The organism is Sulfitobacter sp. G21635-S1 (assembly GCF_027213915.1).
GTDB lineage: Bacteria > Pseudomonadota > Alphaproteobacteria > Rhodobacterales > Rhodobacteraceae > Sulfitobacter.
In genome coordinates, this window is record NZ_JAPWGV010000002.1 from 38,276 (window position 1) to 64,135 (window position 25,860).

Below are 25,860 nucleotides of genomic sequence, written 5' to 3' on the forward strand. Positions count from 1 at the left end.
CGCGTATTTTTGGCAAAAAGAAGAGAAAACCGGACTTCTTTAAGCCCCAAATACTCAAATCCGACGGCAGGAGCACATCCAGGTGGTTGCGAGGGTCCGACCCGCCTTGACCCGCGTTGACTGCCGGGGCATGACTGCCTCATGTTGATTTTCAAGATATTTCTGGCCGACCAATGGACCACATTGCGCCAGGCCGGCAGCACCGATGGGGCGCCCATCGACATCGCCGATGGCTATGTGCATTTCTCGACCGCCGCACAGGTCGAAGAGACGGCAGCGAAGTATTTCGCCGGGGCCGAAGGGCTGATGCTGGTCGCGGTGGACGCGACAGCTGCAGGTGAGGCGCTGAAATGGGAACCCTCGCGCGGCGGGGCGCTGTTTCCGCATCTCTACCGCCGCATGACCATGGAAGATGTGGTCTGGGCGCAGCCGCTGCCGATCCTTGACGGGCGCCACCAGTTCCCCGCAGGTCTGGAGGAGGCCGGCCAATGAGCGATTTCATCGACCCGGACCGCGCCCAGTTCGACGCCTTCAAGGCGCTGGACCGCGATGCGCCGCTCAACATGCTCAACCTCGTGGCCTTCAACGATCTGGCGAATTACCCCGGCGATCACGAGCTGGCCCGGGACGGGCTGACCGGGGCGCAGGCCTATGCGCTTTACGGCAGGCATTCGGCCCCGGTTCTGGCGCGCGTGGGGGGCAGCATCCTGTGGCGGGGCCAGTTCGACATGACCCTCATCGGCCCCCAGGATGAGAACTGGGATGCGATGTTCATCGCGGCCTACCCCAATGCCCATGCCTTTCTGGCGATGGTCTCGGACCCCGAATATCAGCGCGCGGTCATCCACCGGCAGGCCGCTGTCCGCAGTTCGCGGCTGATCCGCAGCACCCCGCTTGCCACCCGGGATGGCTTTGCATGATGTCGCTGATCGAGCGTCTGGGGCTCGGCGCGCTGCATCGGCTTGACCCGGAAGTGGCCCATGGGCTTGCCCTGCGGGCGCTGCGCTGCAACCTGGCCCCCAGCCCCGGCCCGGTCACCACGCCACGGCTGCAAACCACCCTTGCCGACATGTACCTGCCCAACCCTGTCGGGCTGGCGGCAGGATTCGACAAGAACGGCACCGCCGTCGCCCCGCTGTCACGCGCCGGGTTCGGCTTTATCGAAATCGGGGCCGCCACCCCCCTGCCGCAGCCGGGCAACCCGCGCCCCCGCCTGTTCCGGCTGAGCGAAGACGCCGCTGCCATCAACCGCTTCGGCTTCAACAACGAAGGCGCCGATGCCATCTGTGGCAGGCTTGCGCGGCGCGGCGCTGGCATTCCGGTTGGCCTGAACCTCGGCGCGAACAAGACCAGCACGGACCGCGCGGATGATTTTGCCCGGGTCATGATCGCGGCCCGCAACCATGTCGATTTTGCCACCGTAAACGTCTCCTCTCCCAATACCGAAAAGCTGCGCGACCTGCAGGGCAAGGCCGCGCTTGCGGCCCTTCTGGACGGGGTGATGGAGGTGCGCGGCGCGACGCCTGTCTTCCTCAAGATCGCGCCGGACCTGTCGGAGGCGGAAATCGCCGATGTGGCCGAGGTGGCAAATGCCGCGGGCATCTCGGCGATCATCGCAACCAACACCACATTGGGCCGCGACGGGTTGCGCTCGGCCCATGCGCAGCAGGCGGGCGGCCTGTCTGGCGCGCCGCTGTTCGAAAAATCGACCCGGGTGCTGGCCCGGCTCTCCACCCTCACCGATATCCCCCTGATCGGGGTCGGCGGTGTCGGCTCGGCCGAACAGGCCTATGCCAAGATCTGTGCAGGTGCCAGCGCGGTGCAGCTTTACACCGCCCTGGTCTACGGCGGCATTGGCCTGGTCGGCGAAATCGCCCGCGGCCTTGACGCCCTGCTGGCCCGGGACGGGTTTGACCAGGTGGCCGATGCCGTCGGCAGTCGCAGAGGAGACTGGCTATGATCACCATCTGGCACAACCCGCGCTGCTCCAAATCCCGCCAGACCCTGGCGCTGATCGAGCAGAGCGGCACCGAGGTCACCATCCGCCGCTACCTTGATGACGCACCGACCGAGGCCGAGATCGACGCGGCCCGCAGGGCGCTGGGGCTGTCCTCCCTGCGCGACATGCTGCGCAAGGGAGAGAAGGCCTGCAAGGAGCTTGGCCTGAACAGCGAGACGCCGGAAACGGCGCTGCTGTCGGCCATGGCGCAGAACCCGGTCCTGATCGAGCGGCCCATCGTATTTTCAGGCAACCGTGCGGTGATCGGTCGCCCGCCCGAGGCCGTGCAGGACCTGCTCTGACGCGCGCTGCGGAATTTTGCAAAATTCCGGCGGCGATTTTTTCAAAAATCGCCTACAGCGTCCCGCCTTTTACCTGATACACGCCATATCGCCGATGTCCCGAGAGCGCGCAGCGCGGCAGGGTATCGGCGATACAAATTCAAGGCGGGGCGCTCTAAGCCGCCGCCCGTTCAAGCGCGGGATAGCGCAGCCCAAGGGTCACGGCCCGCGCCACGAAGGCAATCAGCATCGCTGCCCAGAGACCATGATTGCCGATGGCGGGCAGCAGCAGGGTCACCGCCCCCACGTAGATGCCGAAACTGATCGCCATCATGTTGCGCATGTCCCGCGACCGCGTGGCCCCGATAAAGACCCCGTCCAGCATGAAGGCCCCGCAGGCGATCAGGGGCAGGACAACGACATAGGGCAAAAAGACCCGCGCCATCTGCTGCACCTCCGGTGCCTTGACCATCAGGTCGATGATCTGCGGCCCGGCCAGCGCAAAAACCACCATGACCAGCGCCGAAGTGGCAAAGGCCCAGCCCATGCTCAGCATCGCGCTGCGGCGCAGGACAGCGCGCTGCCGCGCGCCCATGGCCTTGCCCACCAAAGCCTCCGCCGAAAAGGCGAAACCGTCCAGCCCGTAGGAGGTGATCATCAGGAAATGCAGCAGCACCTGATTGGCCGCCAGCGTCACATCACCCAACCCGGCCCCAAGAAACATGAAAGAGACAAACATCGCCTCCAGCAGCAGCGACCGGATCAGGATATCGGTGTTCAACCGCACCATCTGAACCCATTTCAACCGGTTGAAAACCTGCAGCCAGTTGCGCCAGCCCGGCCCCCGGAAGGCCGCGCGGCAGAACCACAGGCCAAGCATCGCCCCGGTCCATTCCGCGATGAAAGTGGCAAGGGCCACGCCCTGCACACCCCATTCCAGCCCCAGCACGAACCACAGGTCCAGACCGATGTTCAGCCCGTTCATCACCAACTGGATCACCAGCACCGCCCGGGTGCGCTCCTGTGCGATCAGCCATCCGGTGATGGCATAAAGCGCGATGGCCGCCGGGGCCGACCAGATGCGGATGGCCATATAGGACCGCGCGAGGCCCTCGACCTCCTCGGTGCCCGGAGAGACCAGGAAGGCCGCCCAGAACAGCGGCAACTGCAGAGCCACCACAACCAGACCGGCCCCGAGGCCCACCAGCAACCCGCGCGTCAGCAGGGCGGCCACCTCGGCCTCGTCACCGTTGCCGGTTGCCTGCGCGGTCAATCCGGTGGTCCCCATGCGCAGGAACCCGAAGACCCAGTAAAAGGCGGAAAGGATAATCGCGCCCAGCCCCACCGCCCCCACCGGCGCGGCCAGCCCGATCTGTCCCACCACCCCGGTATCCACCGCCCCCAGCAGGGGCACGGTGGCATTGGAGATGACGATGGGCAGCGCGATGTTCAGCACGCGCCGATGTGTGACCACATCGCGGGGCGCCAGCGCACCTGCCTTGATCGCGCGCACCTCGCCGTCGGAAATCGGATCTGTCACGTCACCCCTTGCGCTGCGGCATCACGAAATGGCCTGTCGCCTGGGCGAACATCCGTTCCCGGTTGTCCTGCCAGCCTTCGACGTGGACACTGGCATAGCGCCGCCCCGAGCGGTTGATCCGGGCGCGGGCATAGGCGTCGCGCGGCAGGCCGGAGCGCAGGTAGTCGACGGTGAAATCAATGGTCTTGGGCAGGCGCGGCAGATGCACATGGCTCAGGTCGCTGACATCCAGCGCGCCGCTTTCCATATCCTCCCAGATAAAGGCCCAGCTCAGCGTGATGATCGCCGTGACCTCCAGAAACGCCGCTGTGGCACCGCCATGCAGCGCGGGCAGGATCGGATTGCCGATCAGATCGTCCTTGTAGGGCATGATCCCCGTCAGCTCATCGCCCCGGCGTTCAAAGGTGATGCCCATGAACTGCACATAGGGCACCCCCTCGACCAGGGCGCGCAAGACGGCATCGCGGCGCTGTTTGACGATCTGAACCGGTTCAGGTCCGGGACGCCGGGTCATTTGCGCCCCTCCACCGTGAAGGTCCCTGTGGCCATGGCCACGGGCGTCGCGCGGTCCTCGTCATGGGCGGTGGCCCGCACAAAGGCCACGGAGCGGGTGACATGGTAACAGGTGGCTTCGGTGGTGATCGTCTGCCCGGGCGTGGCGGCCCGCAGGTATTCGATGCGCAGATCAATGGTTGCGGTGCCCGCCGGATTGCTGGGATGGCTCATCACCGCAGCGCCGCAGGCCGTATCCATCAGCGCCGACACGGCGCCGCCGTGCACAACGCCTGTCTTGGGGTCACCGATCAGCCTCTCGGCATAGGGCATGGAGATGATCGCGGTTCCCATTTCCAGAGATTGCAACTCCATCCCGAGCGCGCGCGCATGCGGCAGGGCGCGGATGAACTGGTTGGCTTGTTTCAATTTGTCCGTCATCGGCCCCTCTTTCGGGCACCGTTATCGGCTGGTGACACGCAAAGGACAAGACCACCTGTTGCGCTTGGCACGGCATCATCCTAGCTTGCGCTGCGGGAGATTGATGATGGCCGAAGAAAGACTGACCTTCAAACAGATGTGTGCACGGTTCGACGTCACACCACGCACGCTGCGTTACTATGAATACATCGAACTGCTGCAGCCGGAACGCGAAGGGCGGTCACGCTTTTACAGCCCCAGGGAATGCGCGCGGATGAAACTGATCCTGCGCGGCCGCAAGTTCGGTTTTTCCCTAGAGGGCATCCGGCAGTGGCTGCTGATCTACGAAAAGGAAGGAACCGAGGCGCAGATGCGCGCTTGGGTGACGGCCTCGGAGCGGCAGCTCAAGGAACTGGCAGAGCAGCGCGCGCAACTGGATGAGGCCATGGCCGAATTGCAGCGCCTGCACGATGACACCGTCGGAGAGCTGGAAAAGAGAAGCGCTTAGGGTGAGGATCCATTAATCAAAGGTTTTCGACCCCTTGATCCGCGGCTCAGTCCCCGTCGGATCAGGTTTTGACCCCTTCATCCTGCAGGCGGTCGGCGGGCGCGATGACTTTTGCGATTCGGTCCATCTCTGCGGCGATCACGATCAATTCCGACACCAGCCCGCTGGAATGCGATGACGCCAGGTCGTAAGCAGCGTCTTCTACCAGCTTGGCCGCTTCCAACAGACGTTCACGGGGATCACATGTGGGAAGGGATTTCGCGGAATCGTTCATTTAGGAGCCTTTCGCAGTGCATGCTGCATGTGCAGCATAGCGCATGGACGGGTCAGATAGCCGTGGCAAACGCGCGGGTCACGTCACGCGAATGCGCTACACGATATCAAGTTCTTTAATTTGCAAAAGTCCCGACCCGAGCCCTTTGATGGCTGCGGTCGTGCGATCGTTAACATCCAATTTGTCAAATAGTCTGCGGCCTATGGTGTCAACCGTATGCCTTGAAATGCCCAGAATTTCGGCAATCACGCTGTTGCTTTTGCCCCGTGCCATCCAGCGCAGTATTTCCAGCTCCCGGGGGGAAAGATCGATGTTGCGCAGCGTGTCCTCTATCAATTCGCAGAACCGGAGATGTGCGATCTGTGCCACGCATTGCATCTCGAAGGTGTTTTCGGGCCGGACCGTGACAACCGATTTTCCAAACCCGAGTCCGAAATACGCGTTGCGCCCCTTCGGGCCAAACACCGGAAGCGCGATCCCGTCGCCAAAGTCGGATGCCTTCCGCCGGCGTATGAAATCTGCTTCCTGCTCGGTCAGATTGGCGAGTTTCTCGATCTCGGACCACAGGAAAGGCCGGGACAATCTGGCCGCAAGTCCGGGTATCGGGTCGATGACCTGCAGATTCGAGTCGATGTATTCGCAGATCCATTCTTCGGGGAATCCATCCTCGACAAAGCCCGTTCGCCCCCCCGGAAGGTCCTCGGCGTTGTCCAGATGATAGCTGACCATCTCTATGCCACAATTGTGGAAAAACGCGACAATGGTCCGCCAGAGACACGCGGCATCCGATGCAGCCGCGCAGTCCTTTACGAAACTCCTGACCGTTGTCTGGGACATAGATCCTCGCGATCCTTGCGCTATTCTACAAGATTTTGCGACATAAGTAGATTGAAAACTGTCGTCAAACCCCAATTTAACAGGGGCAAAGACAGTTGCCCGGCATTGCAGCGGCTTGCCGCCTGTCCGGAAACGAAAGTGACGTGACGTATGACTTACGTAAACGTCAACCTCTGTTGTAAGAGACTTTCTGTATCCCCAGATCAAAATCAACGTGATGGTTTTCTGATGAGAGCAGAGATGATGACAACAGATACGCTGACCATTCGCCAGATGTGCGACACCTATGATGTCACCCCGCGCACTCTGCGTTTTTACGAGGCCAAGGAACTGCTTTTCCCGATCCGGGAGGGCCAGAAGCGCCTGTTCACCAAGCGGGACCGCGCGCGGCTGAAGCTGATCCTGCGCGGCAAGCGCTTTGGCTTCTCGCTGGAGGAAATCCGCCAGTTGCTGGACCTCTATCACATGGGCGACCAGCAGCAGACCCAGATCGCGCGGACCTATGAGATCGCGCGTGCCCGGCTTGCTGACATGGAAGCGCAGCGCGATGAGCTGAACGAGGCCATCGACGACCTGAAAGATCAGTTGAAATGGGGGGAAAAGATGATTGCCTCCATGACCCAATCCCGCAAGGCCGCCGAATAGGCGCCCTGCCCCACCGACACGCGTTTTAGGGAGAACCCCATGCCAAGCTACACCCCCCCCGTCAAAGACCTGCAATTCGTCCTGCATGATGTGCTGAACGTGACCGGCAGCAGCATCCCCGGCTATGATGAGCTGGAAGCCGATTTCACCTCTGCCATCCTCGAAGAAGCGGGCAAGCTGACCTCCGGCGTTCTGGCCCCGCTGAACGTGGTGGGCGACAAGGAAGGCTGCCGGCTGGAAAACGGCGTCGTCTATACGCCCAAGGGCTTCAAGGAAGCCTTCGAGCAGGTCAAGGAAGGCGGCTGGCCGGGTCTGGACATGCCGGAACAATACGGCGGGCAGAACATGCCCTATGTCGTGGGCACCGCAGTGGGCGAGATGTTCTCCTCTGCGAACCAGGCTTTCACCATGTATCAGGGTCTGACCCATGGTGCCGCCTCTGCCATCCTGGCGCATGGCACGGACGCGCAGAAAGACACCTATCTGCCGAAAATGGTCGCCTGCGACTGGACCGGCACGATGAACCTGACCGAACCGCATTGCGGCACCGACCTGGGCCTGATGCGCACCAAGGCGGCCCCGCAGGACGATGGCTCCTACAAGATCACCGGCCAGAAGATCTTCATCTCTTCCGGTGAACACGACATGGCCGAGAACATCATCCACCTGGTGCTGGCCAAGATCGAAGGCGGCCCGGAGGGGATCAAGGGCGTGTCGCTTTTCATCGTGCCGAAATTCATGGTGAACGAGGACGGTTCTCTGGGTGAGCGCAACGGCGTCGCCGTCGGCTCCATCGAGGAAAAGATGGGCATCCACGGCAATTCCACCTGCGTGATGAACTATGACGGCGCCACCGGTTTCCTGCTGGGCGAGGAACACAAGGGCATGCGCGCCATGTTCACCATGATGAACGAGGCCCGTGTGGGCGTGGGCATGCAGGGGCTGGCACAGGCCGAGGTTGCCTATCAGAACGCGCTGGAATACGCCAAGGACCGCCTGCAGGGCCGCGCGGTGACAGGTGCGCAAGCCCCCGACAAACCCGCCGATCCGCTGATCGTGCATCCCGACATCCGCCGCAGCCTGATGGATCAGAAAAGCTTTGCCGAGGGCGCGCGCGCCTTCATCCTCTGGGGCGCCACCATGATCGACGCGGCGCACCGCGCGGGCGACAAGGACGCGGACGGCCTCGTCTCGCTGCTGACGCCGGTGATCAAGGGCTTCCTGACCGATCAGGGTTACGACATGACCGTGAAGGCCCAGCAGGTCTATGGCGGGCATGGCTATATCGAGGAATGGGGCATGTCGCAGTTCACCCGCGATGCCCGGATCGCGATGATCTATGAGGGGGCCAACGGCGTGCAGGCGCTGGACCTCGTGGGCCGCAAGCTGGCGCAGGACGGTGGCAAGCACGTCATGGCCTTCTTCGACATGGTGAAAGGTTTCATCAAGGAGAACGCCGGTCAGGACGCGGAATATGATGCGGGTTTCCTCGATCCGCTCAAGGCGGCCAGCAAGGACCTGCAACAGGCGGGCATGTACTTCATGCAGAACGGCATGAAGAACCCCAACAACGCGCTCGCCGGCTCCAATGACTTCATGCACATGTTCGGGCATGTCTGCCTCGGGCTGATGTGGGCGAAAATGGGCTTGGCAGCCAAGAAGGCGCTTGCGGAGGGCAAGGGTGACGCTTCATTCTACGAGACGAAACTGGCCACCGGGCGCTACTACATGGCGCGGCAACTGCCTGCCACGGCGCTGCACCTGACCCGCATCCAGTCCGGCGCGGATACGGTGATGGCACTGGAGGCCGCGAACTTCTGAACCCCGGTTTCGCCGCGAAACCTTGATTATTAACAAGAGGTTAAGATGCCGAAACGCTTCCGCCTGACCCGCCGCTTTCCCGTCGCCATGACGGAGGACGGGTACAGGCGGCTGAAGAAATTCAGCAGCGAGGCGGGGCTTGACGAGGGCGAGGCGCTTTCATTCCTGTTCGAGAACTTCGGCAGCGTAATCAACGAGGAAAACCTGATCGCGCGGCTGAGGCTCTTCAACGCCGAACTCGACGACCGCAAGCGCTGAGCCGACAAGACAGACCTGGGGAGGGATCATGAACGACATGAGCACGACATCATCCAACTGGATGACGGACGAACACAGGATGATCGCGGATATGGCCGCGTCCTTCATCACCACCGAATGGGCCCCGAAGTTCGAGAAGTGGCGCAAGCAGGGCGAGATGGACCGCGAGACCTGGGCGCAGGCAGGCGAACTGGGCCTGCTCTGCCCCTCCATCCCCGAGGAATACGGCGGCGCGGGGGGCGACTTCGGCCATGAGGCGGCGATCCTGATCGAAAGCGCCCGGGCCAATCTGGCCAGCTGGGGCAATGGCATCCACTCAGGCATCGTGGCGCATTACATCCTGGCCTATGGCACCGAAGAACAAAAGAAACGCTGGCTGCCCAAAATGGTTTCGGGCGAGATGGTGGGCGCGCTGGCAATGACCGAACCCTCCGCCGGGTCCGACGTGCAGCGGATCAAGACCAAGGCGATCCGCGACGGCAACGCCTATCGGCTGTCGGGGCAAAAAACCTTCATCACCAATGGTCAGCATGCCAATCTGATCATCGTCGCGGCCAAGACGGACCCGAAGGAAGGTTCCAAAGGGGTCTCGCTGGTGGTGCTTGAAACCGAGGGCGCAGCGGGGTTCCAGCGCGGCCGCAACCTGGAAAAGATCGGCAAACATGCCTCGGATACCTCGGAGCTCTTCTTCGACAACGTGGAAATCCCACCCGAAAACATCCTGGGCCAGGAAGAGGGCAAGGGCTTTTACCAGATGATGCAGCAGCTTCCGCAGGAACGGCTGATCATCGGCTGCGAGGCTGTGGGCTCGATGGAGGGGGCCGTCGATCTGACGATCAGATATTGCAAGGAGCGCGAAGCCTTTGGCGGGCCGCTGACCCAGTTCCAGAACACCCGGTTCAAACTGGCGGAATGCAAGACCAAGGCCGCCGTGGGGCGAGCCTTTCTTGACACCTGCATCGCGGAGCACCTGCGCGGTGAGCTGACCGTGGACCGCGCCGCGATGGCGAAATACTGGCTGACCGACACCCAGGGCGAGGTGCTGGACGAATGCCTGCAACTGCATGGCGGCTACGGCTTCATGCAGGAATACGCGATTGGCGAAATGTGGACCGACGCCCGCATCCAGCGCATCTATGGCGGCACCAACGAAATCATGAAGGAGCTGATCGCGCGGGCGCTCTGACGCACGGGCACCTGCTCTTTTTGGTCATAAATATTCCCACGGGGGTCCGGGGGTGTGAAACCCCCGGTCCGGCCCCGGAAACAGGAGAGACAGCAGATGACGATCAAACTCCATTGCTTTGGCGAATCGGGCCACAGCTACAAGGCCGCGCTGGCGCTGGAACTGTCCGGCCTCGACTGGGAACCGGTCAAGGTGGACTTCTTTGGCGGCCAGGGCCGCTCGCCCGAATTCCGCAATGATCTCAACATCATGGGTGAGGCGCCGGTGATGATCGACGGCGATGTCCGGCTGACCCAATCCGGCGTGATCCAGGATTACATCTCCGAGAAAACCGGCAAGTTCGGTGGCCGCGACGCGGCAGAACGGCGCGAGATCCTGCGCTGGGTGCTGTGGGACAACCACAAGCTCAGCTCGCAGGCCGGGATGACCCGGTTCCTGATGAACTTCCTGCCCGAGGACAAGCGCCCGGCAGAAGTCATCGGTTTCATGCTTGGCCGTCTCAAGGCTGCTTATGCGGTGCTTGACGCACATCTGGCGGGCCGCGACTGGATCGTGGGCGACGGCGTGACCAATGCCGACCTGACCTGCTGCGGCTACCTCTATTACCCCGAGCCCTTCGGCTTTGACCGCTCTGCCTGGCCCAACATCGACGCGTGGCTGACGCGTCTGTCCGAACAACCGGGCTGGAAAGCCCCCTACGACCTGATGCCCGGCAGCCCCGCTGACCGCGCCTGAGAAAGGAAGATACCACCATGACCGAAGCCTATATCTATGACGCCCTGCGCACCCCCCGTGGCAAGGGCCGCAAGGACGGCGCGCTGCACGAGGTCACGGCGCTGCGCCTGTCCTCCCAGACGCTGAACGCCGTCAAGGAGCGCAACAACCTCGATGGCCATGCCGTGGAGGACGTGATCTGGGGCAATGTGACCCAGGTGATGGAACAGGGCGGCTGTCTGGCACGCACTGCCGTGCTGGCATCCGACCTGGATGAGCGTATTCCCGGCCTCGCCATCAACCGGTTCTGCGCCAGCGGGATGGAGGCGGTGAACCTGGCCGCCAACCAGATCAGGGGCGGTGCCGGCATGGGCTATATCGCGGGCGGTGTCGAAATGATGGGCCGTGTGGCGATGGGCAGCGACGGGGCGGCGATTGCCGTCGATCCTTCCATCGCGATGGAGGGTTATTTTGTCCCGCAGGGCATTTCCGCCGACATCATCGCAACCGAATACGGGTTTTCGCGCGATGACGCAGACCAGCTGGCGATTGCCAGCCAGCAGCGCGCGGCAAAGGCCTGGAAAGAGGGGCGTTTCGACAATTCCGTCATCACCATCCGCGACCAGAACGGGCTGACCATCCTGGACCGCGACGAATACATGCGCCCGGAAACCGACATGCAGAGCCTCGGCAGCCTGAACCCCGCTTTCCAGGCCATGGGCGAGGTCATGCCCGGTTTCGACAAGGTCGCGATGCTGAAATATCCGCATCTGGAAAAGATCAACCACATCCACCATGCCGGGAACTCTTCGGGCATCGTGGACGGTGCGGCGGCCGTGCTGATCGGCAACAAGAAATTCGGCGAGAAATACGGGCTGAAGCCCCGCGCCCGCATCCGTGCCACCGCCAAGATCGGCACCGACCCCACCATCATGCTGACCGGCCCGGTTCCGGTGACCGAAAAGATCCTCAAGGACAATGGCATGACCATCGGCGACATCGACCTTTTCGAGGTGAACGAAGCCTTCGCCTCGGTCGTGCTGCGCTTCATGCAGGCCTTTGACGTGGATCACGACAAGGTCAACGTGAACGGCGGCGCCATCGCCATGGGTCACCCGCTGGGGGCCACCGGCGCGATGATCATCGGCACTCTGCTGGACGAGTTGGAGCGCAGCGACAAGCAGGTGGGTCTGGCCACGCTCTGCATTGCCTCCGGCATGGGCGCCGCCACCATCATCGAGCGGGTGTGACATGATCCTGCGCGCAGGCAGCGTTCCCGGGACCGAAGCCCAGTCGAGCTATCCCGACCCCTTCAACCTGGGGCGGGGGTTCCTCAGCTATCTCAACTTCGGCGATGCCGGCGGGCTGACCCAGTTCGGCGTCGCGCTGGAGACCCTGCTTCCGGGCAAGCAATCCTCGCAGATGCACTGGCACGAGAAGGAAGACGAATTCCTGTACCTGCTGTCCGGTGCGCTGACCGTGGTCGAGGACGGCAAGGAAACCGCGCTGCAACCGGGCGACGCCTGCTGCTGGAAGGCGGGCGACCGCACCGCGCATTGCCTGCGCAACCACAGCGATGAACCCGCAACCTATCTGATTGTCGGCACCCGTGCCGAAGACGACATCTGCCATTATCCCGATCTGGACCTGCTGGCGACGCCACAGGGTTTCACCCATCTCGATGGCACCCCATACCCCAAAAAGGGAGAGACCAAATGACCGATTTCACCATGAAGACTGACGCCGACGGCGTCGCCATCATCACCTGGGACGTGCCCGGCAAATCCATGAACGTGATGTCCATCGACGGGCTGAGCGAGTTGGACGCGCTGATCGACACCGCCCTGGCCGACGACGCCGTGAAGGGCATCGTGATCACCTCCGGCAAGGAAGGCTCCTTTGCTGGCGGCATGGACCTGAACCTGCTGGCCAAGATGAAGCAGGACGCGGGCGATGACCCGGCCAGGGGCCTGTTCGAGGGCACGATGAAAATGCATGCCCTGCTGCGCAAGATCGAGCGCGCGGGCATGGACCCCAAGAAATTGACGGGGGGCAAACCCATCGCCGCCGCCCTGCCCGGCACGGCTGCGGGCATCGGGCTGGAGCTGCCGCTGGCCACCCACCGCATCTTTGCCGCCAACAACCCCAAGGCGCGCATCGGCCTGCCGGAAATCATGGTCGGCATCTTCCCCGGTGCCGGCGGCACCACCCGTGTCTCGCGCAAGCTGGGCGCGATGGCCGCCTCCCCCTTCCTGCTGGAAGGCAAGATGGTCGCCCCCGAGGCTGCCGTGAAGGCGGGCCTGATCGACGAGGTCGCCGATGACCCGGTGGCTGCGGCCAGGGAATGGGTGCTGAATGCCAAGGACGCCGATCTGGTCAAGCCCTGGGATGCCAAGGGGTACAAGATGCCCGGCGGCGCGCCCTATCACCCGGCGGGTTTCATGACTTTCGTGGGCGCTTCCGCGATGGTCAATGCCAATACCAAGGGCGTCTATCCCGCCGCCAAGGCGCTGCTGTCGGCGGTTTACGAGGGCGCGCTGGTCGATTTCGATACCGCGCTGAAGATCGAGGCGCGCTGGTTCACTTCCGTTCTGATGAACCCTTCGTCCTCGGCGATGATCCGGTCGCTGTTCCTGAACAAGGAAGCGCTGGAGAAAGGTGCTGTGCGCCCCGAAGGCGTTGCGGACCAGCGGGTGAAGAAGCTGGGCGTGCTGGGTGCGGGCATGATGGGTGCGGGCATCGCGCTGGTCTCTGCCCAGGCGGGGATCGAGGTGGTGCTGATCGACCGCGATCAGGAAGCCGCCGACAAGGGCAAGGGATATGCCGCCGCCTATTTCGACAAGGGCATCGCGCGCCGCAAATCCACGCCGGAGAAGAAGGAAGCCGCCCTTGGCCTGATCACCGCCACACCGGATCTGGAGCAGCTCAAGGGTTGTGACCTGATCATCGAAGCGGTGTTCGAGGACCCATCGGTGAAGGCCGAAATGACCCGGAAGGTCGAGGCCGTGATCCCGGAGGATTGCATCTTTGCCTCCAACACCTCGACCCTGCCGATCACCGGGCTGGCCCAGGCATCGAGCCGTCCTGAGCAGTTCATCGGCATCCACTTCTTCAGCCCCGTGGAACGCATGGCGCTGGTGGAGATCATCAAGGGCGAGAAGACCGGCGACCGTGCGGTGGCCAAATCGCTCGACTATGTGCGCCAGATCCGCAAGACGCCGATCGTGGTCAACGACGCGCGGTTCTTCTATGCCAACCGCTGCATCATCCCCTATGGCGGCGAGGCGAACCGCATGATCACCGAGGGCGTGGCCCCCGTGCTGATCGACAACGCCGCGCAATTGCTGGGCTTCCCCGTGGGGCCGGTGCAGCTGGGCGATGAAACTTCCGTCGATCTGGCGACCAAGATCATGCGCGCCACCAAGGCGGCCATGGGCAACGAATACCCCGCCTCCGAGGCCGACGACCTGATCGTCTGGATGGAAGACCTGGGCCGTCTGGGCCGCAAGGCCAAGGCGGGCTATTTCGACTATGACGAAAAGGGCAAGCGCCTGGGCTATTGGAAGGGCATCCACGACAAATACCCGCTGGCCGAGGAACAGCCTGACTTGCAGGAAATCCAGGACCGGCTGATGTTCGTGCAGGTGCTGGAAGCCGTGCGCGCGCTGGAGGAAGGCGTGCTGATGGACATCCGCGAGGGTGACGTGGGCGCGATCCTGGGCTGGGGCTTTGCCCCCTGGTCGGGCGGGCCTTTCTCTTGGCTGGACATGATCGGCACACCCTATGCGGCGGAACGCTGCGACCAGCTGGAGGCCAAATTCGGCCCCCGCTTCAAATGCCCCGACCTGCTGCGCGAGATGGCCGAGAAGAACCAGACCTTCTATGGCCGCTTCGGGCCAAAGGCTGAGGCGGCGGCCTGACCGCCCTTCGTATCTGATCGGAAAGGGGCGCTTCGGCGCCCTTTTTCATGCCCTGCCAAAAGGCTGCGACGATGGATCGCGTGGCGTCCGGCCGCTTTATCCTAGTTTTTTCCTCGGATACTATTTCCTTATCAATTCGCTCGGGTATAAAAGGGGCCAGCCAGCCCTTACCAACCTGCCGTCAACAGGTGGACGGCAGACCCAGATACCAAAAGGACATTCCGATGAAACGTTCCACACTTCTTTCCACCGTTGCTTTGCTGATCTGCGCCACTCCGGTCCTGGCTGTCGAGAAGGCCGAGGTGATCGAGACCTATGCCGATATCGCAGCGGCGAAATACGCGGACAGTTTGACCACCGCCCAGCGCCTGCAGGAGGCTGTTGCCAGCTTTCTGGACGCCCCCTCGGCGATGGGCCTGACCCGGGCGCGGCAGGCCTGGCTGGCGGCGCGGGTGCCCTATCAGCAATCCGAGGTCTACCGTTTCGGCAATGCCATCGTCGACGACTGGGAAGGCAAGGTGAATGCCTGGCCGCTGGATGAAGGGCTGATTGATTATGTCGATGCCAGCTATGGCGGGCCATCGGACGAAAACGGGCTGGCCGCGCTGAACGTCATCGCGAACCCGACCTTCACCCTGTCCGGGACCGAGGTGGATGCCAGCACCATCACCCCCGAACTGCTGGGCGAAACCCTGCACGAGGCCGACGGGATCGAGGCCAATGTGGCCACCGGCTACCACGCCATCGAATTCCTGCTTTGGGGTCAGGACCTGAACGGCCATGACGCGGGTGCCGGCAACCGCCCCTGGACCGATTATGCGATGGGCGAAGACTGCACCAATGGCAATTGCGACCGCCGCGCCGAATATCTGGTTGCCGCCACCGATCTGCTGGTCTCGGATCTGGAGTGGATGGCCGCACAATGGGCCGATGGCGGCGCCGCCAGAACCGCGCTGCTGGAAGACGAGAACGCAGGGCTTGCCGCGATGCTGACCGGCATGGGCTCGCTGTCTTATGGCGAGCAGGCGGGCGAGCGGATGCGCCTTGGCCTGATGCTGAACGACCCCGAAGAAGAGCATGACTGTTTTTCCGACAACACCCACAACAGCCATTACTACGACGGGCTTGGCGTGCAGAGCACCTATCTGGGTGAATATGTCAGTGTTGACGGCACGCTGGTTTCCGGCCCCTCGCTCTCCGATCTGGTCGCAGAGACCGACCCGGCGCTGGACACAGAAATGCGCGAAAAGCTGAGCTCAACGATGCTGGCGCTGGGGCGGATCAAGACCGCGGCCGAAGCCGGTTTTGCCTATGACCAGATGCTGGAGCGCGGCAATGCAGGCGGCGAGGCGCTGATCATGGGCGGGGTCAACGGGCTGATCGACCAGACCCGCACGATCGAACGTGTGGTCAAGGTTCTGGGGCTCGATCAGGTCGCCTTTGAAGGTTCCGACAGTCTGGACAATCCCAACGCCGTCTTCCAATAAGCAAACCGGATCAGCCAGCCTTACTGCCAGCCAGGTCTCAAATTCTCACAGGACAATAACAATGAAGAAACAGACACACCTTGCGGGGCTTTGCGGCCTCGCGGTGCTTTGTGGCCATGCGGCACAGGCTCAGGACGCAGGTTTCACCTGGGAAGCCGAAATCGAAATCGGCGTTGACAGCACGGTCAGCTCGGATGATCCGACGGCGGAATTCAGCGATCTCTACCTCAGCATCGAGGCCGCGTTCGAGGCGGCGATCACCGACCGCATCACCGCCTTTGGCGGGCTGACGCTGGAATCCGTCACAGACCCCACCGACGACCGCAGCTTCGATGACCTGGGGCTTTACGTCAATGAACTGGGCCTGCGCTTTGGCTTTGGTGAAACGCTGGTCTCCGTCGGCAAGCTGAGCCCGGTTTTCGGTGTGGCCTGGGACGATGCACCGGGATATTACGGCACCTCGCTCTCGGGCGATTACGAGCTGGCCGAGATGATCGGCCTGACCGTCGATACGCCCCTTGGCGCGGATGGCACCCTGTCCCTTGCGGTGTTTTATGCCGACAACAGTGTTCTGAGCGACAGCATCGGCAACCGGCGCGGGCGCAATTCGGTGGCGGCGGGCGGCGTCGGCAACACCGGCAAGCTGAACAACATCGCCCTGCAATTCAGCCGGGAATTTGGCGCCACCACCGCATGGGTCGGCGCACGCCACCTGGCAGCGGGCACGGGTGATGTCTCGGATGAAAACGGCGTTGTGGCCGGGCTGGCTCATGATTTCGGAAATGGCTGGGACATGATCGGCGAAATGGCCCATTTCAGCGGCGCGGGCGGCACGGCTGCGGATGCAACCTACAGCACCCTCGGCGCGACTTATGTGCTGGACCAATGGTCATTCTCGGGCACGGGGACGGTGGTGAACACCAGCGGCGCAGGCCGTGACAAGATGCTCGCCCTTGGGATAGACCGGCAGATAACCGACAACAGCGAGATCAACTTTGGCCTGGCCCGCTTTGACGTGGGCGGTGTAAAATCGACAGCGGTCGGCCTGGCGGCTGTCGTATCGTTCTAAGAAGGAGCCGTCATGACAGCCAGCCAAAAGCCTGCCGCCACGGCGCGATGGGACCGGCCCGCCAGCATGTCACACCGGAAAGGTAAAATCTCCTGCGCCCTGGTGCCGCTGATCCTGGTGATGGGATCGGCGGCGCTGGCGCAGGAGGCGCCGGTGCTGGATGACAACCATCTGAATGTGATCCCCCGCACCGCCGCGGAGGCCGCGCGCATCGCGGCGGTGCTGGCGCCGCCCGCCGATTTCACATCCCCCGAACAATTCGAACAGCTTTCTGCCGGGGCCGCCACTGTGCGGGCGCGCAAGTCGGCGGATGCCTTTTCCCAGCCCTCCGGCAACATCAGTTTCGAGGATGAGCTGACCTTCAAGGTGGGCAACGGGCTGTTCCGCAAGCTCTGGGTCTCTGCCCCCTCCTCCACGCTGGCCTCTGACGGGCTGGGGCCGCTTTACAACGCGCGGTCCTGCCAGCGCTGCCACATCAAGGACGGGCGTGGCCATCCGCCCGAGGCGCAGGACGACAATGCGATCTCCATGTTCCTGCGGGTGTCGATCCCCGGAGACGAAAGCGACGCCATCGACGAGATCGAAGGCTATATCGCCAGCCGCCCCGACCCCACCTATGGCACGCAGTTGCAGGACTTTGCCGTACAGGGGCATGCCGCTGAATACCGCCTTGATATCACGTACAAAGAGGAACCTGTCACCCTGGCCGACGGGACCGAGGTATCGCTCAGGCATCCCACCTACGGGGCGGCCGATCTGGGCTATGGCCCGCTGCATCCCGACGCCATGCTGAGCCCGCGCGTCGCGCCGCAGATGATCGGCATGGGCCTGCTCGAAGCGATCCCCGCCGCCGATATCCTTGCCCTGGCGGACCCGGATGACGAGGACGGCGACGGCATTTCGGGCCGGGCCAATATCGTCTGGTCCAAGGCGCTGGACCGGCCCATGCTGGGGCGCTTCGGCCTGAAGGCGGGCAACCCTTCGGTGCTGGAACAATCGGCCGGGGCCTTTGCCGGGGACATCGGCATATCGAACCCCCTGTTCACGGCGGGTTCTGGTGAATGCACCGATCTGCAGGCCGATTGCCTGGCCGCGATCCATGGTGACGGCGATGCGCGCGACACCGAGATCGACGCCGAGGGGCTGGATCTGGTAACCTTCTACAGCCGCAACCTGGGCGTGCCGGAGCGCCGCAACCCGGGCGATCCGCAGGTGTTGCAGGGCAAGAAGGTGTTTTATCAGACCGGCTGCACCTCCTGCCACCAGCCCAAGTTCGTGACCAACCGGCTCGAAGATCAGCCGGAACAGAGTTTTCAGCTGATCTGGCCCTATACCGACCTGTTGCTGCATGACATGGGCCCCGGTCTGGCGGACAACCGCCCCGAGGCGCGGGCCAGCGGAACGGAGTGGCGGACGCCGCCGCTTTGGGGTATCGGTCTGACGGAACAGGTCAGTGGCCACAGCTATTTCCTGCACGACGGGCGGGCCCGGTCCCTGCTGGAGGCGATCCTTTGGCATGGCGGCGAGGCGCAGGCCCAGCGCGATGCGGTCATCGACCTGCCGACTGCCGAGCGCGAGGCGCTGATCACCTATCTGGAGAGCCTATGACCAGATTTTTCCTGAACCTGCTTGTTGCATTGATGCCCTTTGCCGCTGCGGCACAGGATGCCACGGCCAAGATCACCGATGTGGTCACGCATCACATCCTGCCGCGGTTTGACGCGCTGTCAGAGAATGCCGGGCGGCTGGCCGAGGTGGCCGGGAACGACTGCGCGCCCACTTCGCGGGAACTGCGCGACGCTTACGGCGTGGCGTTTGACAGCTGGGTCAGCGCCAGCCACCTGCGTTTCGGCCCGACCGAAGTTGGCGACCGGGCCTTTGCGCTGGCCTTCTGGCCCGACAGCCGGGGCGCGACCCCGCGTGCGCTGGCCGGTCTGATGGCAGAACGCGATGCGATCATCGACAGCGCCGAGGGCTTTGCACAGGTTTCCATCGCGGCACGGGGGTTCTACGGGCTGGAATACCTGCTTTATGATCCGGAGCTGACCGGTGCTGCCGATCCCGCCTACCTGTGCGGCCTGATCCGCGCGGTCACCGCCGATATCGCCGCAACGGCCGGGACCATCCGCGCGGAATGGCACGAGAGCTATGCGCCCGGGATGCTGAACCCCGGCCCGAATGGCACCTACCGCAGCGAAGACGAGGTGTTGCAGCAGCTTTTCACCGCGCTGACCACGGGGCTTGAGTTCACCGCAGAGACGCGTCTGGGCCGCCCCCTGGGCACCTTTGACCGCCCCCGGCCCAGGCGGGCGGAGGCCTGGCGTTCTGATCGGTCGGCGCGCCATGTGGCGCTGAGCCTGACCGCCCTGCGCGATCTGGCGGAGCGTCTGGCCGCCGGTCACCCGCAGGTCGCTTCCGGGCTGGATCACGCCTTTGCCAAGGCCGTTGCTCATCTGGAGACTTTGGACGATCCGGTCTTTGCCGGGGTGGCCCAGCCGCAACGCCGGTTGAAGGTGGAAGTGCTCCAGCAGGATGTCGAAGCCATCCGCGCCCTCGCCCGCAGCGCACTGGGGCCGACGCTGGGCGTGGCCGCGGGCTTCAACTCGCTGGATGGCGACTGAGATGTCGGGGACCCCGCAGCGCGGACGCCGCCGGTTTCTGGGCGGGCTGATTGCCGCCGGGGTGCTGCCTGTCCCCAGCTGGGCCGATGCGGGATCCCCCGCCTATCTGGCCGCAGGCGCGCGGGCGGACGGGACCTATCTGCTCTGCGGTATCGCGGCGGACCTGTCGGTGCTGTTCGAAATTCCCCTGCCTGCCCGTGGCCATGCCGCCGCCGCCCATCCGACGCGACCGCAGGCGGTGGCCTTTGCCCGCAGGCCCGGCACCTTCGCGGTGGTGATCGACTGTGCGACAGGGCGGCAACAGGCCCGGCTGACCTGCCCCGAAGGGCGGCATTTCTACGGCCATGGGGTGTTTTCGGCGGGGGGCGAATGGCTGTTCACCACCGAGAATGACTTTGAGGCCGGTGCAGGGCGCATCGGCATCTGGGACGTTGCCGCAGGCTACAGGCGCCGGGGCGAGATCAGCAGCGGCGGGATCGGCCCGCATGACATCAAGCGGCTGCCGAGGACGGATATTCTGGTGGTGGCGAATGGTGGCATCGACACCCACCCCGACACCGGAAGGACCAAGCTGAACATCCCCACGATGGCCCCGAACCTGAGCTATATCGACCAGGGCAAGATCGTCGAGCAGGCCGCCCTGCCCCATGCCCAGCACAAGAATTCGATTCGGCATCTTGCGGTTGGCCCGGGCGGCGATGTCGCCTTTGGCATGCAATGGCAGGGCGAAGAGCCGGTGGAAGCGCTGGTGGGCAGGCACCGGAGAGGCGGGCAGATTGCCCTCTTCGACGCCCCGCCCGAGGCGGTGCGCGAGATGGAGGGCTATATCGGCAGTATCGCCATTTCGCCGGACGGGGCTCAGGTTGCCGTCACCTCGCCCCGTGGCAACCGGGTGCAGATCTTTGACACGGGCACCATGGCCCTGTCGCAGGTCATCTCCCTGAACGACGTCTGTGGCGTGGCCCCGGCGGAGGGTGGTTTTACCGTGACCACAGGTGCCGGAGAGCTGCGGTGCCTGCGCGGGTCGGGCGAGGCCAGGGCAAAAGCCGATCTGATGTGGGACAATCACCTGATCCCGGTCTAGAGCCTGTGACGAAACACCCGAAAAACCATGTGCCACTTAGCCCGTTGAAGTCTCTGATTTCAGGCAGCGTTACGTGAGTAAGGTTTTCGCATCGCGCCGTGAGACATCACGCGAAACGCCTTGGCGCATCATTCCGCAAGGGACGACATGTCATACATGACATGTCAAAAATGACAGGTCTTGTATGACATGTCTGCAATTGCTTGGCGCAGAGAGCAGGGAGCAGACGGCAAATGTGGAAAGCGCAAAGCGCATAGCCTGTGGTTTCAACGATGGCCTGAGTGACCTGAGGTTCAGGCACCGGCCAAAATTTGGGTTGCCCGGAGCCATCCTTGCCTCCCGGAATATGCCCGCCCCCGTGACATGCAAAAGGGGCCGCGGCTCTCACCTCGCGGCCCCTTTGCTGACATGGGGATGTCTGCTTGTCTCTCCGTGGCCCCCTCCAGATGGGCCGCGCCGGTCAGATCAACAGGGTGCGGCAGCCCTGGCGCCACGACCGCCTGTGGCCAGCATCCGGTCTTCCATGGTCAGGCACCCGGCCAGAAACGCCGCATCGCTCAGCCCCAGAACGTCATAGACGGGGGCGGTGCCGTCCAGCAGATTGTCCAGCACCATCCGCGCCACCGGGCAATGGATCAAGGCGCCGCCCTCGGCATAGATGACCTGTTCATCGGCAAAGGAGATCACCACCAGCTCCACCATTTCCTGCGGTGCCGCACGGTGGATGCCGCGCACCCCTACCAGCGCCTGCGCCGGGACAAGGGCAAAGGGATCGCCATAGATATCGGCGGCCGCATCGCTTTCCACCAGCACCCCCTGATCGGCCAGCAGGGTCAGTTCGGCACGGTTGTCCAGCGCACCGGCAGGCACGATGACCGGCCAGAGGGCCGGGTTCGTATCGGGGGCGTCGATCCACATCATGACGCGGCGCAGTTCGGTGATCTGCTGCATGCCGTGGTCAAAGGTCAGGACGGAATCGCCAACCGCCAGCGCTTCGACAGCGCGCCAGCCCAGGTTTGACGCCACCCGCGTGCCCGCCATCAGACCGTTTGTCAGTGTCGCAAGACCGCCGTCATAGGCGCCCGTCATCTCGGGCGTTCGGCGGTTCATCTCTTTTGTCTTCCATCCAAACATTTCATCCATCCCCATGGTGACGCGCCGTGGCAGGGCGCTGGTGCAGTTGATGGCACCAAGTGGGGTGATTCCCTTGTCCGGTACGGGACCGGAAAGCGGCGGAAATCTGGCATTGTCCCCGGTTCCGGCGACAATACCGTTGATTTCGGGGGAATTGAGTGGCGCAAAGATGGCAATCCTGCGGAATAGGTGACCACCGCCAGCGCGGTTCAGGGAAACCGATAGCCGAAGCGCGCGATGTCCCCGGCGCAGCAGCGCGCGACGATCTCGCGCAGGTCCGGGGTGTAGAGGCTTTGACAGGTTTCCGTCCGCGCGGATGTGTTGACATGCGGCAGCTCCAGCCGAAAGCCCAGATGATCCCAGAGCGGTGCTGCATCCGCCTCCAGATGCTCCAGCCGGATATAGGCGCTGCAGCGTTCCACGCCGGTCACATCGCGCATGTAACGAGTGGCGGGCCAGTCCTGCAGGCTGGACTGCAGTGCCGCATCGGAGAGGAAACCTGCGAAATCCGTCGATTTTGCCAGATGCACGGCGGGGTGGTCGAATGCCTGTTCGCGCAGCCAGTGGTAATAGCTGACCACGCGGTCCCAGGGGTTGCGCACCAGGGTAAAAGTGAACATTTCCGCGATCTCCCCGGGGGTGATCAGCCCGTCGATATCCGCAAGCGTGCTGTGTTTCCACAAACGGCCCGCCGCCTGCACCCCTTTCAGACGCCGCCGCCGCTTTGCCGCCTTGGGCGTGTCGCCCAGCATGATGTCGTCTTTCATCGCCCGCGCCTCCAGCGCCAGCGCCATGGAGGTGCCGCCCGTCTTGGGGCTGTGGACAAAGATATAGGACCGTCCCCGGCTGATGATCACGGGGCTTCACCCGCAGGCGCGCGCCCCGCCGGTACCGGCGTGTCGGAGCGCAGCGCGATGATGCTGCCCGCACAGGCAATCAGCGCCATGCCCGCCAGCGCCAGCGGCGGCACCGCCTGACCCCAGAGCATCCAGGCCCAGAAACTGGCAAAGACCAGCAGCGAATATTCAAAGACCGCGACATGGCTTGCCTCGCCGATCAGGTAACCGCGCACGATCAGCGCAATGCCGATCAGCGAGCCGACCGCCTGCACCGCGAACCAGAACAGCATCGGTGCGTCCAGCGGCCCCCAGGACCGCAGGACAAAACCCGCATGCCCCTCGGGTGCGCCGGTGCCGGGGATGAGCGACATGCCGATCAGGCCGAATATCCCCAGGACACCAAAGAAGCCGGCGCTGAGCGTCAGGGTGCTTTCGCCTTCGCACCAGGCGCGGGTGGCCACGGCGCCCACGGCATAAAGCAAGCCCGCAAGGATCGGCGCGAAGGCCACCCAGTCGAGCGCCGAAGGATCGGGGCGGATCACCAGAAGCGCCCCGGCAAAGCCGATGCCCACGGCGCACCAGCGGTAAGGGCCGACCTGCTTGCCCTGGAACAGGACCGAGATCAGCACCACAAAGAGCGGCGAGGTGAACAACCCGGCCACCACCACCCCGATGGGCAGCACCGACAGGCAGCCGAAGTAGATCAGCATTGCGCCGCCCTGAAACAGGCTGCGCCCGAGCACCGCCCAGGGCCGTTTCGGCCGCAGGCTGCCAAAGCCCAGGGCAACCACCGCCCCAAGTATGGCAACCGCCATCAGCGACCGGACAAAGTGGAACTGCCAGAGCGAGCCGCGCTCGGAGATAAAGGGGACGAAATTATCCGTCAGACCCAATGTCGCCATGCCGCCCAAGACCGAAACTGCCGCCAAACCCGGCCTGATGCTCTGATTGCTCACCCGATACCCCTTTTTTTCACCTTTCCAAAGTCGCCCTCGCACCGCAATACTCAATCCGCCGAAGCGTAGCAGCAGGGAGGATGCAAATGGGTTGGATGCAGGACGAAACGGGGCTTGAAAAATGCCCTGCCAATTATGTGCCGTTGACCCCCCTGTCGCATCTGCAGCGCGCGGCCGATGTTTTTGCCAGCCGCCTGGCCGTGGTCTATGGCGATCACCGTGTGACCTATGCGCAGTATCACGCGCGCTGCTCGCGTCTGGCCTCGGCCCTTGTCGCGCGCGGCATCCGTCCCGGTGACGTGGTGGCAACACTGCTGCCCAATACCCCGGCACAGGCAGAAGCGCATTTCGGCGTGCCCGCCTGCGGCGCGGTGTTGAACACGATCAACACGCGGCTGGATCTGGGCACGGTGAGCTATATCCTGGCCCATGGCGGCGCAAAGCTGGCGCTGGTGGATACGGAATTCGTGCCGCTGGTGGAGGCCGCGCGGGAACAATTGCCGCAGAGCGACCTGCAGATCATCGAAGTGACCGATGTGGCGGCGGGCCCCGCGACCGGGCGGCATCCGGTTTATGAGGATTTCCTGGCCCAGGACGATGCGGATTTCGCCTGGCAGATGCCGCAGGATGAATGGGAAAGCCTGGCGCTGAACTATACCTCCGGCACCACCGGGCGGCCCAAGGGGGTCGTCTATCATCACCGCGGCGCCTATCTGATGACCATGGGCACGGTGATTTCCTGGCGCATGGTGCTGCATCCGATCTACATGCAGATCGTTCCGCTGTTTCACTGCAACGGCTGGAACCACACCTGGATGATGCCCCTGATCGGCGGCACGCTGGTCTGCAGCCGCGACATCACCGCCAAGGCCATTTATGACGCCATCGCGGATGAGGGCGTGACCCATTTTGGCGGCGCGCCCATCGTGTTGAACATGATCGTCAATGCAAAAGCCGAAGACCGCCGCGACTTTGACCACGAGGTCGAGGTCTTTACCGCCGGTGCGCCGCCCGCCCCCGCGACCCTGTCCAAGATCGAGAAGCTGGGCTTCAATGTCACCCAGGTTTACGGGCTGACCGAAACCTATGGCCATGTGACCGAATGCCTGTGGCGGGCCGAGGATTGGGACACGCTGGATCAATCCGCCCGTGCCGCGATCAAGGCCCGGCAGGGGGTCGCCATGCCGATGATGGAGCATATCACGGTGATGGACCCGCAGATGGCCCAGATCCCGAGGGATGGCAGCACCCAGGGCGAGATCATGATCCGGGGCAATTCGGTGATGAAGGGATATCTGAAGAACCCGCAGGCCACGAAAGAGGCGCTGGCCGGCGGCTATTTCCACTCCGGTGACCTGGCTGTGCAACATGATGACGGCTACATCCAGATTGCGGACCGCGCCAAGGACATCATCATCTCGGGCGGCGAGAACATTTCGAGCGTCGAGGTCGAAGGCGTGTTGATGGGCCACCCGGACGTGAACCTTGCCGCCGTGGTGGCACAGCCGCATGAGAAATGGGGCGAGGTGCCTTGCGCCTTTGTGGAACTGAAACCGGGTGCGGTGGAAGATGCCGAGGCGCTGATCGCCTATGCCCGCGAGACGCTGGCCGGGTTCAAGACGCCAAAGCGGGTGGTCTTTCAGGAGCTGCCAAAGACATCGACCGGCAAGATTCAGAAGTTTGAACTGCGCAAGGCCGCAGCCGCGCTTTGACGCGCTCTCGGCCGGCTGCTGCGGTTGCCTGCATGATGACAACCGGGGGGTGCGCCGGAACGG

General features: G+C 63.5%; 27 protein-coding genes. 19 read left to right on the forward strand and 8 right to left on the reverse strand.

Features of this window, described 5'->3' with window-relative positions; translation table 11 throughout:
- The first annotated feature begins 141 nt into the window (after nucleotides 1-141).
- Genes O4H53_RS02410 through arsC form a run of 4 tightly spaced genes read left to right on the forward strand, consistent with a single transcriptional unit; the run spans nucleotide 142 to nucleotide 2,301 of the window.
- Nucleotides 142-492, forward strand: a complete 351-nt coding sequence (locus O4H53_RS02410; RefSeq protein WP_114275093.1) for a DUF952 domain-containing protein — start codon at nucleotides 142-144, stop codon at nucleotides 490-492.
- Entirely contained in the window at nucleotides 489-920 is a 432-nt protein-coding gene (locus O4H53_RS02415) for a DUF1330 domain-containing protein (RefSeq protein WP_269361117.1), read from the forward strand. Before O4H53_RS02410 ends, O4H53_RS02415 begins: the two co-directional genes overlap by 4 nt.
- Nucleotides 920-1,960, forward strand: a complete 1,041-nt coding sequence (locus O4H53_RS02420; protein WP_269361598.1) for a quinone-dependent dihydroorotate dehydrogenase — start codon at nucleotides 920-922, stop codon at nucleotides 1,958-1,960. Before O4H53_RS02415 ends, O4H53_RS02420 begins: the two co-directional genes overlap by 1 nt.
- Nucleotides 1,957-2,301 carry an arsenate reductase (glutaredoxin) gene (gene arsC / locus O4H53_RS02425; RefSeq protein ID WP_269361119.1) on the forward strand — a complete coding sequence of 115 codons (345 nt, stop codon included), beginning with the start codon at nucleotides 1,957-1,959 and terminating at the stop codon, nucleotides 2,299-2,301. Before O4H53_RS02420 ends, arsC begins: the two co-directional genes overlap by 4 nt.
- Before the next feature lie 154 nt (nucleotides 2,302-2,455).
- On the opposite strand, the gene O4H53_RS02430 is transcribed toward arsC, so the two are convergent.
- Genes O4H53_RS02430 through O4H53_RS02440 form a run of 3 tightly spaced genes read right to left on the reverse strand, consistent with a single transcriptional unit; the run spans nucleotide 2,456 to nucleotide 4,753 of the window.
- The gene (locus O4H53_RS02430; protein ID WP_269361121.1) at nucleotides 2,456-3,820 is read right to left on the reverse strand and encodes an MATE family efflux transporter; all 1,365 of its coding nucleotides are present in this window, start codon (nucleotides 3,818-3,820) and stop codon (nucleotides 2,456-2,458) included.
- Nucleotide 3,821: 1 nt separating this feature from the next.
- Nucleotides 3,822-4,334, reverse strand: coding sequence for a PaaI family thioesterase (locus tag O4H53_RS02435; RefSeq protein WP_269361123.1), 513 nt, complete (start codon nucleotides 4,332-4,334; stop codon nucleotides 3,822-3,824).
- Nucleotides 4,331-4,753: a PaaI family thioesterase gene (locus O4H53_RS02440; RefSeq protein ID WP_269361125.1), complete on the reverse strand. Its 423-nt coding sequence runs from the start codon at nucleotides 4,751-4,753 to the stop codon at nucleotides 4,331-4,333. Before O4H53_RS02440 ends, O4H53_RS02435 begins: the two co-directional genes overlap by 4 nt.
- A 106-nt stretch (nucleotides 4,754-4,859) precedes the next feature.
- Here O4H53_RS02440 and O4H53_RS02445 point away from each other — a divergent pair, with 106 nt between their 5' ends.
- Entirely contained in the window at nucleotides 4,860-5,240 is a 381-nt protein-coding gene (locus O4H53_RS02445) for a MerR family transcriptional regulator (protein ID WP_114275099.1), read from the forward strand.
- 61 nt (nucleotides 5,241-5,301) lie between these two features.
- Here the strand turns inward: O4H53_RS02445 and O4H53_RS02450 are convergent, their stop codons facing one another.
- Together O4H53_RS02450 and O4H53_RS02455 are read right to left on the reverse strand one after the other, a co-directional pair.
- Nucleotides 5,302-5,514 (reverse strand): hypothetical protein, encoded by a 213-nt coding sequence (locus O4H53_RS02450; RefSeq protein ID WP_269361127.1) that lies wholly within the window; start codon nucleotides 5,512-5,514, stop codon nucleotides 5,302-5,304.
- A 96-nt stretch (nucleotides 5,515-5,610) separates the two neighbouring features.
- Nucleotides 5,611-6,351 (reverse strand): helix-turn-helix transcriptional regulator, encoded by a 741-nt coding sequence (locus tag O4H53_RS02455; RefSeq protein ID WP_269361129.1) that lies wholly within the window; start codon nucleotides 6,349-6,351, stop codon nucleotides 5,611-5,613.
- Nucleotides 6,352-6,594: 243 nt separating this feature from the next.
- On the opposite strand from O4H53_RS02455, the gene O4H53_RS02460 reads away from it, so the two are divergent.
- From O4H53_RS02460 to O4H53_RS02520, 13 genes are all read left to right on the forward strand, one after another.
- A complete protein-coding gene (locus O4H53_RS02460; protein WP_114275358.1) occupies nucleotides 6,595-6,996 on the forward strand; it encodes a MerR family transcriptional regulator in 402 nt (133 codons plus the stop codon).
- 39 nt (nucleotides 6,997-7,035) lie between these two features.
- A complete protein-coding gene (locus O4H53_RS02465; protein WP_269361131.1) occupies nucleotides 7,036-8,817 on the forward strand; it encodes an acyl-CoA dehydrogenase C-terminal domain-containing protein in 1,782 nt (593 codons plus the stop codon).
- 45 nt (nucleotides 8,818-8,862) lie between these two features.
- Nucleotides 8,863-9,075: a hypothetical protein gene (locus O4H53_RS02470; RefSeq protein WP_114275103.1), complete on the forward strand. Its 213-nt coding sequence runs from the start codon at nucleotides 8,863-8,865 to the stop codon at nucleotides 9,073-9,075.
- A 37-nt stretch (nucleotides 9,076-9,112) separates the two neighbouring features.
- Nucleotides 9,113-10,261, forward strand: coding sequence for an acyl-CoA dehydrogenase family protein (locus tag O4H53_RS02475; RefSeq protein ID WP_269361599.1), 1,149 nt, complete (start codon nucleotides 9,113-9,115; stop codon nucleotides 10,259-10,261).
- A 96-nt stretch (nucleotides 10,262-10,357) separates the two neighbouring features.
- The gene (locus O4H53_RS02480) at nucleotides 10,358-10,996 is read left to right on the forward strand and encodes a glutathione S-transferase family protein (protein WP_269361134.1); all 639 of its coding nucleotides are present in this window, start codon (nucleotides 10,358-10,360) and stop codon (nucleotides 10,994-10,996) included.
- A 17-nt stretch (nucleotides 10,997-11,013) separates the two neighbouring features.
- A complete protein-coding gene (locus O4H53_RS02485; protein ID WP_269361136.1) occupies nucleotides 11,014-12,225 on the forward strand; it encodes an acetyl-CoA C-acetyltransferase in 1,212 nt (403 codons plus the stop codon).
- Between the two features lies 1 nt (nucleotide 12,226).
- Nucleotides 12,227-12,694 (forward strand): cupin domain-containing protein, encoded by a 468-nt coding sequence (locus O4H53_RS02490; protein ID WP_269361137.1) that lies wholly within the window; start codon nucleotides 12,227-12,229, stop codon nucleotides 12,692-12,694.
- The gene (locus O4H53_RS02495; protein WP_269361140.1) at nucleotides 12,691-14,895 is read left to right on the forward strand and encodes a 3-hydroxyacyl-CoA dehydrogenase NAD-binding domain-containing protein; all 2,205 of its coding nucleotides are present in this window, start codon (nucleotides 12,691-12,693) and stop codon (nucleotides 14,893-14,895) included. Before O4H53_RS02490 ends, O4H53_RS02495 begins: the two co-directional genes overlap by 4 nt.
- Nucleotides 14,896-15,119: 224 nt before the next feature.
- Nucleotides 15,120-16,382, forward strand: a complete 1,263-nt coding sequence (locus tag O4H53_RS02500; protein WP_269361141.1) for an imelysin family protein — start codon at nucleotides 15,120-15,122, stop codon at nucleotides 16,380-16,382.
- A 61-nt stretch (nucleotides 16,383-16,443) separates the two neighbouring features.
- Entirely contained in the window at nucleotides 16,444-17,451 is a 1,008-nt protein-coding gene (locus O4H53_RS02505) for a hypothetical protein (RefSeq protein WP_269361143.1), read from the forward strand.
- Between the two features lie 120 nt (nucleotides 17,452-17,571).
- Nucleotides 17,572-19,059, forward strand: coding sequence for a di-heme oxidoreductase family protein (locus tag O4H53_RS02510; protein WP_269361600.1), 1,488 nt, complete (start codon nucleotides 17,572-17,574; stop codon nucleotides 19,057-19,059).
- A complete protein-coding gene (locus tag O4H53_RS02515) occupies nucleotides 19,056-20,072 on the forward strand; it encodes an imelysin family protein (protein WP_269361145.1) in 1,017 nt (338 codons plus the stop codon). Before O4H53_RS02510 ends, O4H53_RS02515 begins: the two co-directional genes overlap by 4 nt.
- 1 nt (nucleotide 20,073) lies before the next feature.
- Complete coding sequence (locus O4H53_RS02520) at nucleotides 20,074-21,156, forward strand: DUF1513 domain-containing protein (RefSeq protein WP_269361146.1); 1,083 nt, start codon at nucleotides 20,074-20,076, stop codon at nucleotides 21,154-21,156.
- A 465-nt stretch (nucleotides 21,157-21,621) separates the two neighbouring features.
- Here O4H53_RS02520 and O4H53_RS02525 read toward each other — a convergent pair whose 3' ends face one another.
- From O4H53_RS02525 to O4H53_RS02535, 3 genes are all read right to left on the reverse strand, one after another.
- Nucleotides 21,622-22,266: a Hint domain-containing protein gene (locus O4H53_RS02525; RefSeq protein WP_269361147.1), complete on the reverse strand. Its 645-nt coding sequence runs from the start codon at nucleotides 22,264-22,266 to the stop codon at nucleotides 21,622-21,624.
- A gap of 233 nt (nucleotides 22,267-22,499) precedes the next feature.
- Entirely contained in the window at nucleotides 22,500-23,147 is a 648-nt protein-coding gene (locus tag O4H53_RS02530) for a sulfotransferase family 2 domain-containing protein (protein WP_269361148.1), read from the reverse strand.
- Nucleotides 23,144-24,085, reverse strand: a complete 942-nt coding sequence (locus O4H53_RS02535) for a DMT family transporter (protein WP_269361149.1) — start codon at nucleotides 24,083-24,085, stop codon at nucleotides 23,144-23,146. The genes O4H53_RS02530 and O4H53_RS02535 overlap by 4 nt, the downstream gene beginning before the upstream one ends.
- Nucleotides 24,086-24,171: 86 nt before the next feature.
- Between O4H53_RS02535 and O4H53_RS02540 the strand changes: the two genes are divergently transcribed.
- Entirely contained in the window at nucleotides 24,172-25,797 is a 1,626-nt protein-coding gene (locus O4H53_RS02540; RefSeq protein WP_269361151.1) for an AMP-binding protein, read from the forward strand.
- Nucleotides 25,798-25,860: the final 63 nt, after the last annotated feature.